General features: G+C 66.0%; 15 protein-coding genes and 3 tRNA genes. 11 read left to right on the top strand and 7 right to left on the bottom strand.

Features of this window, described 5'->3' with window-relative positions:
- Positions 1-103: 103 nt before the first annotated feature.
- Together C2862_RS17915 and C2862_RS17910 are read right to left on the bottom strand one after the other, a co-directional pair.
- Positions 104-856 carry a LytTR family DNA-binding domain-containing protein gene (locus C2862_RS17915; protein WP_136221502.1) on the bottom strand — a complete coding sequence of 251 codons (753 nt, stop codon included), beginning with the start codon at positions 854-856 and terminating at the stop codon, positions 104-106.
- A 5-nt stretch (positions 857-861) separates the two neighbouring features.
- Complete coding sequence (locus tag C2862_RS17910) at positions 862-1968, bottom strand: sensor histidine kinase (protein WP_136221501.1); 1107 nt, start codon at positions 1966-1968, stop codon at positions 862-864.
- A gap of 145 nt (positions 1969-2113) precedes the next feature.
- Between C2862_RS17910 and C2862_RS17905 the strand changes: the two genes are divergently transcribed.
- The gene (locus C2862_RS17905) at positions 2114-4210 is read left to right on the top strand and encodes a TonB-dependent siderophore receptor (RefSeq protein WP_136221500.1); all 2097 of its coding nucleotides are present in this window, start codon (positions 2114-2116) and stop codon (positions 4208-4210) included.
- 1 nt (position 4211) lies between these two features.
- Here the strand turns inward: C2862_RS17905 and C2862_RS17900 are convergent, their stop codons facing one another.
- Positions 4212-4733, bottom strand: coding sequence for a histidine phosphatase family protein (locus tag C2862_RS17900; RefSeq protein ID WP_229467495.1), 522 nt, complete (start codon positions 4731-4733; stop codon positions 4212-4214).
- An 85-nt stretch (positions 4734-4818) separates the two neighbouring features.
- Here C2862_RS17900 and C2862_RS17895 point away from each other — a divergent pair, with 85 nt between their 5' ends.
- Both C2862_RS17895 and C2862_RS17890 read left to right on the top strand, forming a co-directional pair.
- Entirely contained in the window at positions 4819-6051 is a 1233-nt protein-coding gene (locus C2862_RS17895) for a YbfB/YjiJ family MFS transporter (protein WP_136221499.1), read from the top strand.
- A gap of 7 nt (positions 6052-6058) precedes the next feature.
- Positions 6059-6568 (top strand): GNAT family N-acetyltransferase, encoded by a 510-nt coding sequence (locus C2862_RS17890; protein WP_136221498.1) that lies wholly within the window; start codon positions 6059-6061, stop codon positions 6566-6568.
- Positions 6569-6625: 57 nt separating this feature from the next.
- Here the strand turns inward: C2862_RS17890 and ttcA are convergent, their stop codons facing one another.
- From ttcA to C2862_RS17875, 3 genes are read right to left on the bottom strand one after another with little or no spacing between them, the layout of a single operon-like run.
- A complete protein-coding gene (ttcA, locus tag C2862_RS17885) occupies positions 6626-7543 on the bottom strand; it encodes a tRNA 2-thiocytidine(32) synthetase TtcA (protein ID WP_136221497.1) in 918 nt (305 codons plus the stop codon).
- On the bottom strand, positions 7540-7938 hold the full coding sequence (locus tag C2862_RS17880) for a dihydroneopterin aldolase (RefSeq protein ID WP_136221496.1): 399 nt from the start codon (positions 7936-7938) through the stop codon (positions 7540-7542). Before C2862_RS17880 ends, ttcA begins: the two co-directional genes overlap by 4 nt.
- A gap of 33 nt (positions 7939-7971) precedes the next feature.
- Positions 7972-8766: an SDR family oxidoreductase gene (locus C2862_RS17875; RefSeq protein WP_136221495.1), complete on the bottom strand. Its 795-nt coding sequence runs from the start codon at positions 8764-8766 to the stop codon at positions 7972-7974.
- Positions 8767-8822: 56 nt separating this feature from the next.
- On the opposite strand from C2862_RS17875, the gene C2862_RS17870 reads away from it, so the two are divergent.
- From C2862_RS17870 to C2862_RS17855, 4 genes are all read left to right on the top strand, one after another.
- Positions 8823-9971 (top strand): class I SAM-dependent methyltransferase, encoded by a 1149-nt coding sequence (locus C2862_RS17870; RefSeq protein WP_136221494.1) that lies wholly within the window; start codon positions 8823-8825, stop codon positions 9969-9971.
- A gap of 105 nt (positions 9972-10076) precedes the next feature.
- Complete coding sequence (locus C2862_RS17865) at positions 10077-11000, top strand: J domain-containing protein (protein WP_136221493.1); 924 nt, start codon at positions 10077-10079, stop codon at positions 10998-11000.
- A gap of 150 nt (positions 11001-11150) precedes the next feature.
- Entirely contained in the window at positions 11151-12770 is a 1620-nt protein-coding gene (locus C2862_RS17860) for a response regulator (protein ID WP_136221492.1), read from the top strand.
- A 14-nt stretch (positions 12771-12784) separates the two neighbouring features.
- On the top strand, positions 12785-14341 hold the full coding sequence (locus C2862_RS17855; RefSeq protein ID WP_136221491.1) for an HDOD domain-containing protein: 1557 nt from the start codon (positions 12785-12787) through the stop codon (positions 14339-14341).
- Here the strand turns inward: C2862_RS17855 and C2862_RS17850 are convergent.
- Entirely contained in the window at positions 14304-17564 is a 3261-nt protein-coding gene (locus C2862_RS17850) for an EAL domain-containing protein (RefSeq protein WP_136221490.1), read from the bottom strand. The two genes, C2862_RS17855 and C2862_RS17850, sit on opposite strands and share 38 nt — an antisense overlap.
- Before the next feature lie 208 nt (positions 17565-17772).
- Here C2862_RS17850 and C2862_RS17845 point away from each other — a divergent pair.
- The 4 genes from C2862_RS17845 to C2862_RS17830 all read left to right on the top strand — a co-directional run.
- Positions 17773-17857 (top strand) — tRNA-Tyr (locus tag C2862_RS17845).
- A 38-nt stretch (positions 17858-17895) separates the two neighbouring features.
- A tRNA-Gly gene (locus tag C2862_RS17840) sits at positions 17896-17969 on the top strand.
- Between the two features lie 38 nt (positions 17970-18007).
- A tRNA-Thr gene (locus C2862_RS17835) sits at positions 18008-18082 on the top strand.
- A 77-nt stretch (positions 18083-18159) separates the two neighbouring features.
- Positions 18160-18284 (top strand): GTP-binding protein (locus C2862_RS17830; protein ID WP_229427325.1); only part of this gene is annotated, 125 nt, incomplete at its 3' end.

Raw genomic sequence — 18284 nt, 5'->3', positions numbered from 1 at the left:
GTTCACGCACGCGGTGATACGCGGGCATGCCCGCCCTACGGTGCACCGCCGCCGTAACGTAGGGCGGGCATGCCCGCGCGTGACAAGACGAACATACGCGACGTTACGCTCCCAATACCTCGCGCACCGCCGCGGCATACCGCTCACTGACCGCCACCTCGGCCCCGCAGCGCAGCCGCAGCAAATAACTCCCATCCCCCACCACGCTCAAGCCCACGGCCTGCGTCCGCCGCACGATCACCCCGCGGTGCACGCGTAAAAACTGCGCCGGATCCAGGTGCGCTTCCAGCCGGCTCAGTGCCACCCGGTGCAGCGGCGCGTTCGACGCCGTGTGCAGCGCCACGTAATTTCCCTGCGCTTCGAACCACAATATGTCGCCCACCTGCACCTGGTCGATCCGTCCCACCGAGCGCACGCTGATCTGCTCCAGCCAGGCGGGACCGTCGGCATAGGCGCGCAAGGCCTTGCCGTAGGCGCCGCGCTGGCGGCCTGCCAGCAGCAGGCGGGCGCGCTCGAGCGCTTGCGCCAGGCGCGCATCGTCCAGGGGTTTCAGCAAGTAGTCGAGCGCATGCACTTCGAAGGCCTCGATCGCATGCGCGCTGTGGGCGGTGACGAATACAACCAGCGGCGGCTCTGGCAGCTGCGCCAGTTCGCGCGCCAGCTGCAAGCCCGATTCGCGCGGCATCTGGATGTCCAGGAACAGCAGGTCGATGCGGTGCATAGCCAAGGCTTCGCGCGCACGGGCCGCGCTGTCGCATGCGAACGCCAGGCGCCAGTCCGGGTAGGCCTCCATCGCCAGGCGCAGGTTGGTGCGGCCCGGCTCCTCGTCGTCGACGATGGCGTAGCAGATGTCCATGCAGGTCAATCCTGCAGCGCCAGCGGCAGGCTGATCTCGGCCGTGAAGCGGCCGTCCCGGTGCCCGGTGCGCAAGGACGCGCGGGCGTCGAGCAGCGCCAGGCGCGCGCGCGTGTTCGACAAGCCCAATCCCGTACCGGGATTCGGCGAACTCCATTCGCTCACCGGATTCATCACGCGGATCAGGAGTTCGTCGGCCGTGCGTTCGAAAGATAGGCGGATGTCGCCGGGACCGTCGTGGCAATCGAGGTCGTGGCGCAGGGCGTTCTCGATCAGGGGCTGCAGCAGCAGGGGCGGGCACTCTCCCTGCCGTACCTGTTCGTCGTCGCCGTCGATGCGGATGCGCAGGCGCTCGCCGTAGCGCAGGCGCTGCAGCGCGAGATAGTCGCGCATGAAGCCGAGTTCTTCCTCGATGGTCGCGCGTTCGCGCTGGGTGGCGGCCAGGGCGTAGCGCAGCAGGTCGGACAGGCGCCCGATGCCGGCCAGGGCATCAAGCTTGTCGCCGGCGCGCACCAGGGCGCTGATCGCGTTCAGGGCGTTGAAGATGAAATGCGGTTCGAGCTGGGCGCGCAGGGCCAGCATGCGCTGCTGTTCCAAAGCCAGGTGCAGGTTCAGGTTTTCCGCCTGCGCCTTGGCGAAGGCTTCGCTGCGTGCGCGCGCTTCGCGCTGGTTGCCGATGGCGACCATGGTCACAAACGTGCCGGTCATCCAGGCCGTCTCGGTAAACCAGGTCATCTTGTTCATCTTCGTCAGTTCGACCCAGCCGGACTGGAGGGTCAGCACTTCCCCGCGTAGCAGCACGTCGGCGCAGCTGAGGAAATACCATTCGACGGGCAGGAACAGCAGCACCATGCCCGCGTAGGTCCGGATCACGGTACTGCGGTCGGTGAACAGGGCGGGATGGCGCGCCAGCACCAGGCTCAGGGCGCTGCTGAGAGCCATCATCGGCACGTGGCCGACCCACCATTCGAGCAGGATGGTGGTGAACGGGGACGGGCGGCCGAAGCCGATCCGGTCGGTGTAGACGCCGAGCGCGCCGGCGATGCATAGCGCGGTCCAGAAACCGACGTGGGCGAGAATGGTGCGCGCGATCTTGTGTGCTGGCTGGCTCATGGTGCGCCGAGTATAGCAGCGCCGCCATGGCTAAAAACCGGCAGGCGGCGGCACTCGTCACAGCGCGGCGGTCTTTCGTCACAGGGCTGGCGCGACAGGGGGCACCGGCCCTAGAATCGCGCTTTCCGAACCCGATCGCGCCTTCATGAAACGCCTGCCTTTGCTGCTCCTGCTGTCCCCCTTGCCGTATGCTTGCGCCCAGGAGGGAGCGCCGGCCCGGGTCGAGGTGCAGGGCAAGGCGCAGCCGCTCGAAGCGGCCGTGGCCAGCAAAGTGGTCGGGCGCGCCGAGATCGCGGCCTATGGCGACGGCAACCTGGCCGACGTCCTCAAGCGCCAGAGCGGTATCGCGGTGGTCGGCAGCGAGGTGCGCATGCGCGGCCTCGGCACGGGCTATACGCAGATGCTGGTCGACGGCGAGCCGGTGCCGCAAGGTTTTACGATCGATACGATCGCGCCCGAACTGGTCGAGCGCATCGAGATCGCGCGCACGCCCACGGCCGACCGCAGCGCGCAGGCGGTGGCCGGCACCATCAACATCGTGCTGCGCAAGCGCAGCAACACGGGACGGCGCGAAGACAAGGTCTCGACAGGCTACCAGCGCGGCGAATGGAGTCCGTCGGCCTCCACCCAGCTGAGCGGCAAGCGCGGCGATCTGGCCTGGTCGCTTGGTGCGAGTGCCGAGCGCACTGTGCGCATCGACCGCGTACTGACCGACGAGACGATCGAAGAGGCAGGCAGCACGACGGCGGCACGCCGCTTCACCGAATCGGGCCTTGGCCGCACCGGCCGCCTGAACCTGGCGCCGCGCCTGAACTGGACGTTTGAAAACGGCGACACGCTGGGCTGGAACACGCTCGTCGGCCTGGTGCGCTCGCAAAGTGATACCGCGGCGGACGAAGAGACGCTGCTGGGCGCGCCGACAGACTATCCCGCCAGTACCGCCGCCATCGGCTCACACACGGCCAGCCTGCGCAGCGACCTCGCCTGGGCGCACCGTTTCCAGGGCGCCGGCAAGCTGACGGTGAAAGGCGTGGTCGACGCCAGCCGGCGCCGCGGCGATTACCTGTTCCTCGGTACGCGGCCGGATGGCAGCCTGGGCCTCGCGCGCGCCGTGGCCTCGGGCGCCGACGAGCGCACGGCCAGCCTGAACGGCAAGTACCTGGCGCCGCTGGGTGCGGCACATAGTCTCGGTCTCGGCTGGGATGCCAGCCGTACGACGCGCGGCGAACACCGCAACCAGTTCGATACGATCGACGGCATCCCGAACGCGGCGCAGCGCCTGCAGGACTACACGGCGCGGGTCGAGCGCCTGGCGCTGTTCGCCCAGGACGAGTGGACCATCTCCGAACGTTTCGAAGGCTATGCGGGCCTGCGCTGGGAAGGACTACGCACGGGAACCGACGGTGCCGACCTGGCGCGCGTGGCGACCAGCAGCAGCGTGGCCAGCCCGATCCTGCAACTGCTGTGGAAGCTGCCCGCCAAACAGCAGCTGCGCCTGGCGCTGGCGCGCACCTATAAGGCGCCGCTGACCGGCAACCTGGTACCGCGCCGCTACACGATCAATAACAACAACGGCCCTGCCAATCCCGACGTCGAAGGCAATCCGGACCTGCGCCCGGAGCTGAGCTGGGGCCTGGATCTCGCCTATGAGCGACCGCTGGGAGAAAAGGGCACGGCCACGCTGTCCGGCTACGCAAAACGCGTAAGCGACGTCACGACGCAGCAGTTGTACCGCGATGGCCTCAGCTGGGTCGCACGCCCGATCAACAATGGCGATGCCGACCTGGCCGGCGTCGAGGTGGACCTGAAGTCGCCGCTCAAGGTCGGCGCCGCGGCGTTCGAGCTGCGCCTGAACGCGGGCCGCAACTGGTCGCGCGTGCGTAATGTGCCCGGTCCCGACAACACCCTGGCCGAGCAGGTGCCGTTCACGCTGAACCTGGGCGCTGACTACCGCGGCGTGGGCATTTGGAGCGCGGGCGCGAACCTGAACATCCGCGCAAGCGCCACCAGCCGTTCGATCGACGGCGTCACCACCTGGCTTGGCCGCACGGCGCCGCTCGACCTGTACTGGACGCGCAAGCTCGATGCAGGCTGGCGTCTGCGCGCGAGCGTGGCAAACGCCTTGGGCAGCAAGCAGCGTGCGGGCACCATCTACCGCGATGCCGACGGCACCATCGTGACACGGGCGCAGGCCTGGGGCGGGATGGCCAGCCTGCGTGTGGGATTCGAGCGCGCCCTGTGACTCAAGGAGCGGGACCGGTCGCCGGCAGGGAGGTGAACAGCACGGTGGCCACGCTGCCGTCCGCACGGGGAATGAGCTGGTACACGCGGTCGTATTCGTTGTCGGCGATCTCGACCCCGGGCTGGCCGCCGAACAGGCGCACCAGTTCGGACAAGGTGTTCGAGTGGCCGACCACGAGCACCGGCCCGTTCAATCCCTTGACCTTTTCGACCAGCGCCCGCGGCGCGCGCGGATCGTATTCCTCTACCGGCAAGCCACTCGCCTGCGCCAGCGGCTGCGCGGTCTGGCGTGTGCGATTCGTCGGCGTGCTGAAAACGTGGGCGATGCCGGTCTTTGCCAGCATGGTGGCGATGTTCTGCGCGCGCTGTCGTCCTTGCGCCGTCAGCGCGGGGTCCTTTTCGTCGGGCGTCTTCTCGCCGTGGCGCACGAGATAGACCATGCTTGGGGCGGCGAGGGCGATCGAGGGCGAGATCATGGAGAGAGAAAGCGCAAAGACGGTCAGCAGGCGTGGCAGCAGGGGCATGGGATGTCCTTTATTGGATTGAATCGATTGTAATACTGCCACCGAAAAATGCCGACGGGCCGTGTTTTGAATCTACAATCACAATATGGACAGCCACGCGAACAGCGCATCGACTACACGGCCCGGATCGGCGTCGCTGGCCGCGCGGCGCCCCTTTTTGACGGCCTTTGCGTTGTCGCTCGGTGCCGCCGTTTCGCTGGGACTGACACGCTTTTCCTATGCGCTGCTGCTGCCGCCCATGCGCGCCGACCTCGACTGGTCCTATTTTCTGTCCGGCGCCATGAATACCGGGAACGCCCTCGGCTATTTTCTCGGCGCCCTGGCCACTCCCGCCCTGATGCGGCGTTACGGCGCGCAAGCGGCCCTGGTCGGCGGCGCCGTGCTGGCCAGCCTGTTCATGCTGCTCTCCGGCTTCGTGATCGATGCCGAAGTGCTGATCGGCCAGCGCGTCCTGGCCGGCATCGCCAGCGCCTTCATTTTCATTTCCGGCGGCCTGCTCGCGGCGCGGCTTGGCTTGCTGCACCCGCAGCGCGCCGGCCTGCTGCTCGGGATGTATTATGGCGGCACCGGCCTGGGCATCGTCGCCTCGTCCTTGCTGGTGCCCGTGGCGATGGACGCCGCCACGGCCCAGGGTGCCGCACACGCCTGGCAATGGGCCTGGATCGCGCTGGCGGCACTGTGCCTGCTGGCGACGCTGATGATGATCCCGCCGGCGAGACAAGTCGACGGCGCGCCCTCGCAGGCGGGCGCGCAAGGCGGGTTCCGGTTGGCTCCCTTCGGCTTCGGGCTGGCCGGCTACCTGATGTTCGGGGTCGGCTATATCGGCTACATGACCTTCGTCATCGCTCTGCTCAAGGAGCAGGGGATGGCAGGTACCACCATCACGCTGTTCTACGCCATGCTGGGACTGGCCGTGATGGCTTCGTCGCGTATCTGGGCGCGCATGCTCGACCGCTTCAAGGGCGGGCAGGCGATGGCGATCCTGAACGCCTTGTTGGGCATAGCGACGCTCCTGCCGGCGCTGACGGCTCTGCCTGCCCTGATGTTCGTCTCGGGACTGCTGTTCGGCGGGATTTTCCTGTCGGTAGTGGCCTCGACCACCGCCCTGGTGCGCCACAACCTGCCGCAGCACGCCTGGTCGGCCGGCATCAGCGCGTTTACCACTGTGTTCGCGCTGGGCCAGATCGTCGGACCCTCGACCATCGGCTGGATCGCCGACGGCCCCGGCGGCTTGCAGCGCGGGCTGGTGTTTTCGGCGCTGGCGCTGTTCATCGGGGCCTTGCTGGCGTCGCGCCAGCGTCCTCTTCAAACTCAGTGAGCCTTTCATGATCGTCCTGCAAACCGAACGCCTGCGCGTGCGCCACATGGCACCTGGCGATGCCGAATTCATGCTCCGCATGCTGAACGATCCCGCCTGGCACCGTTACATCGGCGACCGCGGCATCCGCACCGTCGACGGCGCGCGCGAGCACATCGTCAAGGGACCGATGGCGATGGTCGCGCGTCTCGGCTTCGGCTTCCACGTCGTCGAATTGAAGGAAGACGGCCGCCCGATCGGCGTCTGCGGCCTGGCCAAGCGCGACTTCCTCGACGACGTCGACATCGGCTATGCCTTCCTGCCCGAATACGGCGGCAAGGGCTATGCCTTCGAAGCGGCGCAAGCGACGCTGGCGCATGCGCGCGCGCTCGGCTTGACGCGCCTGGTCGCCACCGTCGTGCCCGAGAACGCGGCTTCCATTCGCCTGCTCGAAAAACTGGGCCTGCGCTTCGAACGGACCTTCCAGGCGCCGGACAGCACGCGCGACCTGCAGCTGTTCGGCATGACGCTCGCCTGAGAGCGGACGAAAAAAAAGCAGCGCCGAAGCGCTGCTTTTCGATGCGTCGCGAACGGTTTACAGCTGCGTCAGCGAAATCGTGTTCGCCGCCGGTGTCGAGCACGGCTCCTCGTCGAAGGCGATGTCGCCGTCCGGATTGGCGATGCCATCGGTCTTGAGATCGACGAAGCCGAACAGGTTGCGGTCCTGCAGGTGCGACGGCACCACGGTCGAGAGCGACGAGAACACGTTCTCCACGCGGCCCGGATGCTTCTTTTCCCAATCGCGCAGCATGGCCTTGATCTGCTTCCTCTGCAGGTTTTCCTGCGAGCCGCACAAGTCGCACGGAATGATCGGGAAGCCTTTCACTTCCGCATAGCGCTCCGTGTCCGCTTCTTTTACATAAGCCAGCGGACGGATCACCATGTGCTTGCCGTCGTCCGAGACCAGCTTCGCAGGCATGCCTTTCAGCTTCCCGCCGAAGAACATATTCAGGAAGAAGGTTTCGAGGATGTCGTCGCGGTGGTGGCCGAGGGCGATCTTGTTGCAGCCCAGTTCATCGGCGACACGGTACAGGATGCCGCGGCGCAGGCGCGAGCACAGGGAACACGTGGTCTTCCCCTCCGGGATCAGGCGCTTGACGATCGAGTAGGTGTCCTGGTTCTCGATGTGGTAATCGACGCCGAGTTTATCGAGATAGGCCGGCAGCACCTCGGCTGGAAAATTCGGCTGCTTCTGGTCCAGGTTGACGGCGACGATATCGAAATGGATCGGCGCGCGCTCGCGCAGGGTCATGAGGATGTCGAGCAGGGCGTAGCTGTCCTTGCCGCCGGAGAGGCAGACCATCACCTTGTCGCCGTCTTCGATCATATTAAAATCGCCGATCGCCTGGCCGACCAGGCGGCACAGGCGCTTATGCAGCTTGTTGTTCTCGTGCGCAATCTTTTCCGCCTTTTTGGCGTCGATGTCCGCGGTGTCGTTCAATACTGCACTCATGCTGCTTCCTTCACTTGAAACACTTCCACGCCGACGCCTTCGCAGTCGGGGTACACGTCCGGCTTCATGGTCGACACGCGCGCGGCACGCACGCGCGGGTGGGCCAGCATGGCGCGCACGACGTCGTCGCACAGGGTTTCCTGCAGGTGCACGTGGCCCTGCGCCATGCGCTGGGCGATGGTCTCGCGCATGAAATCGTAGTCGACGACTTCATCGAGCTGGTCGGCCTTGGGGGTCGATTCGGCCAGCGGGATGTACAGGTCGACGTTGATCAGGACGCGCTGCTCGCCCTTCTTTTCGAAGTCGTGCACGCCGATGTTGATCATCACTTCGTAATTGCGCAGGAACAGCCGGCGGCAATCGCGCAAGCTCGGGTGGGTGAGGGCGGACAGCATAGAAAGGCCTTGGTCGGTTTTAAATTCAGTTATTTATTTCGTTAGGAACATCACATCGCGCGCCAGCGGCACCAGGTGCTGGCCGCCGTCGACCACCAGCGTGGTGCCGGTGAGCGCGCGCGCCGATGCCGCATATACGACGGCGTCGGCAATATCCTGCGGGGTCGAGGAGCGTCCCAGCGGCGTCACGGTGTGGGCTTTGGTAAAGCCTTCTTCGCTCTGGTCGCCCGACACCATGGTAATGCCGGGGGCCACGCCGACAATCCGCACCTGGGGTGCCAGCGCTTGCGCCAGCATCTTGGTGGCGGCATCGAGCGCCGCCTTCGACAGCGTGTACGACAAAAAATCCGGGTTGAGATTGTACAGTTTCTGGTCCAGCAGGTTGATGACCACGGCCTGGCTGGTTTCCGGCGTCGCGGCATGCAAAGCCTGCGCCAGCAGCAGGGGCGCGGCCAGGTTGGTGTGCATATGCGCCGTAAGCAAACTGGGTGAAAACGTGGTGGCGCTGTCGTATTCGAACAACGAAGCGTTATTGACGATGCAAGTAACTCTACCTAGCGCCTCGGCGGCCCGTCCCGGCAGCGCGCGCACCGCCGCTTCATCCGCCAGGTCGCACGACAGCAGGGCGGCACGGCGGCCGAGCGCGCGGATCGCGTCCGCCGTCTCGTTCGCTTCGCGCTCGGAGTGGCGGTAGTGGACGGCGATGTCCCAGCCGGCGGCGGCCAGCCCGAGGGCGATGGCGCGGCCGAGGCGGCGTCCGGCGCCGGTCACGAGCGCAACCTGGATTTCACTGCGGTGGCCGCCAACAGTTGGCGTGATGTGCGTCATGGTCTTGGCAAGTGGCTGAAATTGTTGATCCGTGCCGATCTGGCTACAATGCCGGGATGTCCCTGCCCCTTCCCGACAGCGACGCGCTGGCCGCGTCCCACGCCCTACAACAGGAAATTGCCGCCGCTATTCAAGAGGCGGGCGGCGCCATTGCCTTTTCGCATTTCATGGAGCTGGCGCTGTACACGCCCCGTCTCGGCTACTACAGCGGCGGCGCGGCCAAGCTGGGGGCCAGCGGCGATTTTACGACCGCGCCCGAGATTTCTCCCCTGTTCGGACAGGCGCTGGCGCGCGCGGCAGCCGCTATTATCGCCCAAAGCGCGCCCAACATCATCGAATTCGGCGCCGGCACCGGCAAGCTGGCGCGTGACGTGCTCACCGCCCTGGCGGACGGCGGGGTGCAAGTCGAGCGCTACACCATCATCGAGCTCTCCGGAGAATTGCGCGCGCGCCAGCAGGAAGCCTTGAAGGATTTCCCGCAGGTCGAGTGGCGCGACGGCTTCCCCGAGGCCTTCAACGGCGTGGTGCTGGCCAACGAGGTACTGGACGCGATGCCGGTCGAACTGGTGATCAAGACCGCGCATGGCTGGCAGCGCCAGATGGTGACGATCGAGGATGGCCGTTTTACTTACGTTCAGGCGCAACTCGACGCCACGCTGGCAGCCCAGCTGGCGCGCCAGATTCCGGACGCCGAGTCCCTGCCGGAAGGCTATCTCACCGAACTGCATCCAGTCGCCTGCGGCTTCATGGGTTCGCTGGCCACCATGTTCCAGGGCGGGAAGGGCGCGGCGATCCTGCTCGACTACGGCTTCCCGGCCCACGAGTTCTACGTCGACCAGAGAACCGGCGGCACCTTGATGTGCCATTACCGCCACCATTCGCATCCGGAACCCTTCTTCCTGCCGGGGCTGCAGGACATCACGGCCCACGTCGATTTCACGGCGATGGCGCTGGCGGCCCAGGATGCCGGACTGGACGTGCTGGCCTACACGAATCAATCCGGTTTCCTGCTGGCTTGCGGCATCGGTGAGCTGTTGATGCGCACCGATCCCGAAGATGCCGTGCGTTATTTGCCACAGTCGAAGGCGGTCCACAAGCTGGTCGCGCCGAGTGAAATGGGTGAATTGTTCAAGGTCCTCGTCGTAGGCAAGGACGTCGACCTGCCTGATGCAATCGTGCGGGCCGATCGCAGCCACCGCTTGTAAAATTGATAACTTGCACTAGGGATACAAACCCGGCTATGCTGTATCGGTTGGGCTCCAGGAACCGGCTGGCGACCTGACCAGAACCTGCACGCGGCACCACTTACCATGGCCAAGATCCACACCCATTACGACAACCTGAAGGTAGCGCGCGGCGCGCCGCAGGAAGTCGTGCGTGCGGCCTATAAAGCGCTCAGCCAGAAATACCACCCCGACAAGAATCCGGGCGACGAAAAGGCCGCCCGCATCATGGCGATCGTCAACACCGCCTATAACATCTTGTCCGATCCGGTGCGCCGCAAGGAGCACGACGAGTGGATCGCGGCCGAGGAATGGGAAGTCGAGTGGCTGGAGAGCAGCGGGGAAGAGGCGCCGCGCACCCGCGGCGAGAATTGGGAATCGCCGCCGCCGGCGCGCAACCGCCGCCGTCTGCTGCGCGAACCGCGCTGGTGGATCGGGCTGGCCGGCGGCGTGGCGCTGGGTGCCGTCTGCGCGCTGCTGCTGGTGCAGCAGCCGCGCCTGCTGCCGTCCGCGCTCGCCTTCAACGGCAAACCGGAAACCGTGACTGTGCCGCCGGTGACCTCGGTCCCGGCGCCGGACCCGGACGCCTGGGCCATGCCGGCCGGCGCCAAGACGCCGCCAGCCGTGGTGAAAGCCCTGGCCGTGACCCAATTGGTGGTGCCGGCGCGCCAGCCCGAATGCGATACCGATCTCGCCACGCCCGCCGCGCCGAACGGCGAACCCTGGCCCGAGCAGTCCGGCTATATCCCCGGCTACCCGATGGGCAATAGCGGCCGCGAGATGACGGTGGTGGTCGACAACAGCGCGAATGCGAACCCCGTGTTCGTCAAGATCTGGGACCTCGAGCGCCGCTCGAACGTGCGCCACGCCTATGTGCTGGGCAACGGCACGCTCACCATCGACGGCCTGGCCGCCGGCAAGTACGAAGTGCGCTACCAGAACGTGGTGAGCAGTACCGCGCACGCCGAGTGCAAGAACCGCGCTGCCCGTCGCGCCGCTGCCGGCTTTTAAGCACCCCTGAAATCTCACCAACTGTTGCTTTTTCCCACCTGCAAGCAGGTTTTCCGCAAGTCACTCCCCAATTCAGCCAGTTTGTTCCTCGGCCGTAATATACTCGTCCGGCAGCGGCCAGCGTAGCCGCCGGCCTGAACGGAAATCGCCATGAACGAATTAGACGGCCTCACCGCCTTGCTCATCGAGCCCCACTCGGGCATGCGGGCGAATATCCACAGCATGCTGAACATGTGCGGCCTGACCCGCATCGAGCATGCCAGCAGTGCCAACCAGGCCGTCAAGCAACTGACCCTGCGCAGCTTCGACCTGGTGCTGTGCGAATACGACCTGGAAGGCGGCCAGGACGGGCAGCAGCTGCTTGAGGATCTGCGCCACCATAAACTGGTGTCGCTGGCGACGATGTTCTTCATGGTCACGGCCGAAGGCGACTACGGTAAAGTCGTCAGCGCCGCCGAACTGGCCCCCACCGACTACATCCTGAAACCGTTCACGGCGGACCGCCTGCTCGAACGCATCGCGCGCGCCCTGGAAAAGAGGAATGTCTTCCTGCCCGTGTACCGCTTGATGGAAGCGGGCGCCCAGCACGAAGCGATCGAGGCTTGCCTGGAGGGAGAACAGGCGCACCCGCGCTACGCGGTCGACTTCCTGCGCCTGCGCGCCGAACTGCACCTGTTCCTGGGCGAAGCGCACCTGGCCGAACCGATCTACCGCCAGCTCGCCGACAGCAAGGCGATCGCCTGGGCGCGTCTGGGCCTGGCGAAAACCCTGTACCTGCGCGAGGAATACGAGGAAGCCGGCAGCTTGCTGACCGAGCTGGTACAGACCAACACGAATTTCGTCGACGCCTACGACTGGCTGGCGCGCACCCACACGGCGATGGGCGAACTCGACAAATCGCAGGACGTGCTGGGACGCGCGGTGGCGGTTTCGCCGCATGCCGTGCGCCGCCTGCGCACCCTGGGCGAAGTCGCTTTCGAAGCCGGCGACGACGAGGTCGCCGAGAAGGTCTTGAAACAGGTGGTGGCGAAGGCAAAGTATTCGGAGTTTCGCGACCCCGAAGACCACGTCAAACTGGTACGCACCCTGGTCCGTAAAGGCGATCCGGTAGCGGCCGCCACCGTCATCCGCGACCTCGACCGCTCGATGGGCGGCAAGGCCCACGCGGACGCCTGCAGCGCGATCTCCTCGGCGCTGCTGCACGAATACACGGGCAACGAAGAACGCCTGCTCGATTCGCTGAATGCCGCAGTGGCCGCCAGTCGCGATTTGCCTGCCATGTCGGCCGATCTGAAACTCGAACTGGCACGCAACTGCCTGGCGCACGACATGGCCGAGGGCGCAACGAGCCTGGTGCGCGACGTCATGCGCAATGCGGCCGACGCCAGCGCCATGGACCGCGCGATGAGCGTGATGGCCCAGGCCGGGCACGCGGAACTCGGCACCACGCTGGCCCAGGAAACGCGCCAGCACGTGGTCGACCTGGTGGCCAGCGGCGCCGAGTGCGCCCGCAGTGGAGACTACGCCGGCGCCGTCACCCTGATGCAGGAAGCGGCCCAGCGCATGCCGGGCAATCCGCAGGTCGCCTTCAACGCCGCGCTGGCGCTGCTGCGCTGTCTCGAGCACACCGGCTGGGACGACAAGCTCGGCCAGCAGGCCCTGGCGCAGATGGCCGCCGTGCGCCGGCTCGATGCGCGCAATCCGAAGCTGCCCGCGCTCACGGCGCTGCACCAGGCTGTGCTGAAAAAGTACAAGAAGTCACATAAATAATCCGGATACTCCCCATGCTTGAAGCAGTCCAGCCGCCCGACGAGGGCGCGACCCGCCGCGTGCGCGCGGCATTGATGCAAAAAGTGAATGGCGACGAAGAGATGTTCGCCCTGGGCGGTTCGATCGCACGCGTGATCGAGCTGGCCGATTCCGACGAGCCGGGCACGCACGATCTCGCCTATTTCGTCCTCTCCGACGTGGCGCTGACCCAGCGCATCCTGCGCCTGTCGAACACGATCCGCTACCGCACGATCTCCGGCACCGCCGTCACCACGGTCTCGCGTGCGATCGCGCTGCTCGGTTTCGACAACGTGAAAACCACCGCGCTGGCGATGCTGCTGGTGGACACCCTCGACAACGGCGCCCATGCCGGCAGCGTGCGCGTCGAGCTGGAAGCGGCCCTGTGCGCCAGCCTGGTCGGACGCGAGATGGCCAGGCTCTCGCACTACCAGGGCGCGGAAGAAGCGGCTATCGGCGCGCTGTTCAAGAACCTGGGCGCCTTGCTGGTGGCCTCGCACGAACATGCGCGCTACCGCGAAATCAAGCAGCTGACCGCCGGTGGCAAGCACACCCCGGCGCAGGCCTCGCAGATGATCCTCGGCTGCAGCTACGACACCCTGTCGGCGGCCGTGCTGGCCGAATGGAAGATCCCGGAAGTGATCGTGCGCGCCCAGGCGGCGCTGCCGCCTGGCTCCTTGAAAGTCGCGGCCAGCCGCGGCGAATGGATGCGGCAAGTTGCGTCCTTCAGCCTGGACGTGGCGCGCCTGCTGGGCAAAAGCGGCGAACCTGCCGCCACCCCGGAAGCCCGTGCACTGCTGGCGCGCTACGGCGCCGCGTTTGAGCTCGATGCGGCCGCGCTGGAGCGCCTGTTCACCAACGTGGCCGAAGGCATGCAGGGCCTGATGGAGAGCATGAACCTGCAACCGCTGCCGAAGGAAGCGCTTGATACCGGCGACGGCCTGCCCGACGTGCTGATGCTGGCCACGCTCGACGCCGGAGAAGAGGAGGAGGGAACGCACCCGAGCGGCAAGCCGAAGAACGCACGCGAGCTGCTGCTGGCCGGCGTGCAGGACGTGACGCAATTGCGCGCCGGCGGCAGCGCGCGCGTCAACGACGTGATCCTGGCCGTGCTCGAAACCTTGTACCGCGCGCTGGGTTTCAAATTCGCCACCGTCTGTCTGAAAGATGCGCGCGCCGGGCAGTACCGCGCACGCGTCTCCTTCGGTTCCGACCAGGCGCGGGTGCAGTCCGGCTTCGTGTTCCCGGTACCGGCGCCCTTGCCAACGTCGGGCGGGCGCGACCTGTTCCTGCTGGCGATGGAGAACGATGCCGACCTGATGATCTCGGATGCGGCCAGCCCGAAGATCCGCGAGCTGCTGCCGTCCTGGCACCGTACGTTGCTGCCCGATGCGAAGAGTTTCATCGTGCTGCCGCTCGTGGTGGGCAAGGCGCAGCTGGGCTTTTTCTATGCGGATCGCGCACAGACCGCGCCGGAAGGCGTGCCGCCCGACGAAACGGCGATGATCCGCGCCCTCAAGCGCCAGGTACTGGCTGCGCTTGCCGCCGGATGAATTCGCGGAATTCACGCGCCGGCATCGGCCGCGCGAACAGGTAGCCCTGGGCTTCGTCGCCCTGCTTGTCGCGCAGGAAGCCCCATTGCGCCTGGGTCTCGACCCCTTCGGCCACCACGGTCAGCCCCAGCGAATGGGCCAGGCCGATGGTGGCGGCGACGATCACGGCGTCGTTCGGATTGTGCTCGATGTCCTTTACAAAACCGCGGTCGATCTTGATGCGGTCGATCGCAAACAGTTTCAGGTAAGCCAGCGACGAATAGCCGGTGCCGAAGTCGTCGATTGCGAGCTTGAAACCGCGCGTGCGCAGCTGGCGCAGCAGCAGGCGCGTCGCTTCCGGATCGCGCATCGCCGCCGTCTCCGTGATCTCCAGTTCCAGCTGCGACGGGTCGATGCCGTGCTGCGCCACCAGCTCGTCGAGCCGCGCCAGCAGGGTCGACCCCGAGAACTGGCGCGCCGACAGGTTGACGGCCAGGCGCAGGCCTTCCAGTCCCTCGCGCTGCCATTGGGCCAGCAAGACCATGGTCTGGCCCAGCACCCAGTCGCCGAGCGGCACGATCATGCCGCTTTCCTCGGCCACGGGAATGAAGCGGCTCGGCTCCACGCTGCCCAGCTCCTGGTCGTGCCAGCGCAGCAGCACTTCGGCACCGATCACGCGTCCGGTATCGAGCTCCACCTGCGGTTGCAGGTATAGCTCGAAATTCTCTGCATTGAGCGCGCCCCACATGCGGTTTTCCAGCAGCAGGTGTTCGTGGGTGGCGGCGTTCATCTCGGGCGAGAAGAACTGGAAATTGCCGCGTCCCTCGCGCTTGGCCGCGTACATCGCCATGTCGGCGTGGCGGATCAGGGTCGGGGCATCTTCGCCGTCGTTCGGAAACAGGGCCACGCCGACGCTGCAGCCGCTGTGCGCGGTGGCGCCGTTCAGCTGATACGGCTGCGACAGCGACTCGACCACGCGCACGGCGACGCTGGTGACGCTGTCGGGCGTCAGGGGGCCGGCCAGCACGATGATGAATTCGTCGCCGCCCAAGCGGGCAAGTGTGTCCACTTCGCGCAATAAATCCTTCATGCGCTCGGCCGCGCCGACCAGCAGCTTGTCGCCGGCCGCATGGCCGAGCGAATCGTTGATCTTTTTAAAATGGTCGAGATCGATGAACAGCACCGCCGCCGGCTCGCCATGGCGCCGTGCGCTGGCCAGCTGCTGCTCCAGGCGCACGTTCAGGGCAAAGCGGTTTTCCAGGCCGGTGAGGGCGTCGTGATGGGCCAGCCGGTAGATGCGTTCCTGGGCGCGCTGCTGCTCGCTCAGGTCGCGCAGGATGCAGACGAAAAATGCCTCGCGTCCCATCAGCACCGGTGCCACCGAGATCGACAGCGGCACGACCTCGCCGCGCGCATTGCGGCCCTCGAGCACGCAGTCCTCGGGGGGCGCCGTGGCCAGGCGCGCCAGCTCGGCGCCGGCATCGCCCGTCGCGTCGCCCGCTTTCGGCACCAGCGCGCTGAACGACAAGCCGTCCAGGTGCGGCGGCGGATAGCCGAACAGGCGCGCGGTGGCGGCATTGCTCGACACCAGCACGCCATGCGCGTCGACCGTGACGATGGCGTCGGCCGCGTTGTCGAGGATGGCCTCGAGGCGCGCTTCGCGGTCGCGCAGGCGCGCCGTCCGGTCGGCCACCTGCTCCTCGATCACGGCGCGTTCGCCGCTGATGAGCAGCATCAGCGCGCCCAGCATGCCCGTCATCAGGAGGCCGGCCGAGAGCACCATCCAGCTCACGGCGCCGGTCTCGGCCTCCATGTAGGCGGGCGTCGGCCGGAAGCTCAACTGGTAGCTGCGCCCGGCGAAATGCAGGCCGACCCGGTAGTCGTCGCGCTTCCACTGGCCCAGGGAACCGGACACCGGCAGCGCCGCGCCGTCGGTGACGTCGACGAGGGCCGCGCTGAAGCCGTCGAAGTCCGCGCGCGCGATCGCCTGCTTCAGCAGCTTCTCGGCATTCAGGATGAAGATCACGACCCCGGCCGGCGGTCCTTCTCGCTCGCCGACGGAGCGCAGCAGGCCGATGCCGAGTCCCGACGTCGACAGCATGGAGAAGGGCTCGGAGGCGACCGGCGCACGCGATCCCATCGCGCGTGCGGCGACCGCGGCGCGCCCGGGGGCGGCCAGGAAATCGACGCCGCGGATGAAGTTGTTCGCCGGCGGCCACAGGTAGAGCACCGGCAGGTAACGGTCGCGCTCATTGGCCGGCACCAGTCCGCCCGCCTCGTCCATGTCGGCAATGCCCTTGAAGGCCGGGTCGAGCGTGCGCCGCACCCAGTCCTCGAAACCGGCGCGCTCGGCGTGCGTGACGGGGACGCCCCAATTGATGCCCTGGATCTCGGGGCGGCCGTCGGCATAGCCGCCGGCGATGCGCAGGAATTTGTCGCGCGCCAGGATGTGTTCGGTGTCGGCAAGCGTGCGGGCGAAGGTGCCGACAAAACGCACATGTTCGTTGAATTCGGCCTGCAGCATGTCGGCCGTCTGCTGGGCTTTCAGCCGGTAGGGCTGCAGGTGCTGGTCGTGCTCCCAGCCGAGCGAGAGCCGGTAGATGATCACCACGGCGCTGCTGGCAATCAATAGCGGCAGCGCCACCAGGGGCGCGCGTCGCCGCCACAGCCGGCGCGGCGCGCCGCACACGATCCAGCACAGGGGCGCGGCCAGCAGCACGCCGAGCGTGTCGCCCGCCCACCAGGCGAACCAAAAGCGCAACTGCGCGACTTCGTCGAAAGCGCCCAGTGCAAACAGGACGGGGACCGATATCGTGGCACTGGTGAGGCAGACAAGCGGAGTCAGCAGAAAGAACGCGATGACGTCGTGCCCGGAATCGATTGCCGGACGCATGTGGCGGCGGAACTGGCGTCCGCCCAGCCAGGCTTGCAAGGTGGCGCCGAAGGTGCCGGCCAGGATGGCGATCCAGGTGCCGGCTTCCGTCAGCGCCTGATTTGCCTGATGCAAGGGGAACGCATACACGAAGGCGCCGAGGGCCACCGCGGGCAGCACGCGCATGCCGCCGGCAGTGGTCATCGCCAGGGCGATCCCGGCAGGAGGAAACAGGGGCAAGGCATAACCGGCCGGCAACGCAAGCCAATTGTTGATCAGCCGCATGGCAATGAAAAACGCGATGATCGTAACGCCGGCAACGAGGATCTGCGGCCAGCTCCAACGGGGGTAGTGGGGCGCCTTGCTGTCCATGTGCAAAAGTATTTACATGCCTGCTGCATACAGTACAGCACCGGCGGGTCGCGTAGCGCACCGCTCGTGAAAAAAGAGCCTTGCAGATTCTTACCCCGAACGGTTACAATCACGCCCCGAAGCAACGCTGCTATTGAGCCAAGCCTGTAAGGATGGCAAAAATAGTTGACAGCATGTTGAGCTTGCTTCATACTCTGCGGTTCTTCGCGGTGGGGTGGCCGAGTGGTTAAAGGCAGCAGACTGTAAATCTGCCCTCTCTGAGTACGCTGGTTCGAATCCAGCCCCCACCACCAAATGAAGAGTTCGTGAAGTCGAATTGAAGTTGTTCCTCGCGGGTGTAGCTCAATGGTAGAGCAGAAGCCTTCCAAGCTTACGACGAGGGTTCGATTCCCTTCACCCGCTCCAGTAAATTGTGCTGCAGTCTGTGCGGTGCAAACAAATAAGCCCTTGTAGCTCAGTGGTAGAGCACTCCCTTGGTAAGGGAGAGGCCACGTGTTCAATCCACGTCAAGGGCACCAGAATTTAGAACGGCAGTGCGCTGTACTCGTCCGTCAGGTGTGCCTGGTAATTCTCAAAATATCGTTAGGAGTCTCAAATGGCAAAAGGTAAATTCGAACGGACCAAGCCGCACGTCAACGTCGGCACCATCGGTCACGTTGACCACGGCAAAACCACCCTGACGGCTGCAATCGCAACCGTTCTGTCGAAGAAGTTCGGCGG

The sequence above is a fragment of the Massilia sp. Mn16-1_5 genome (genome assembly GCF_004798585.1).
In the GTDB taxonomy this organism is placed as follows: Bacteria; Pseudomonadota; Gammaproteobacteria; order Burkholderiales; family Burkholderiaceae_D; genus Telluria.
This window is presented reverse-complemented; position numbering and strand designations above follow the sequence as displayed.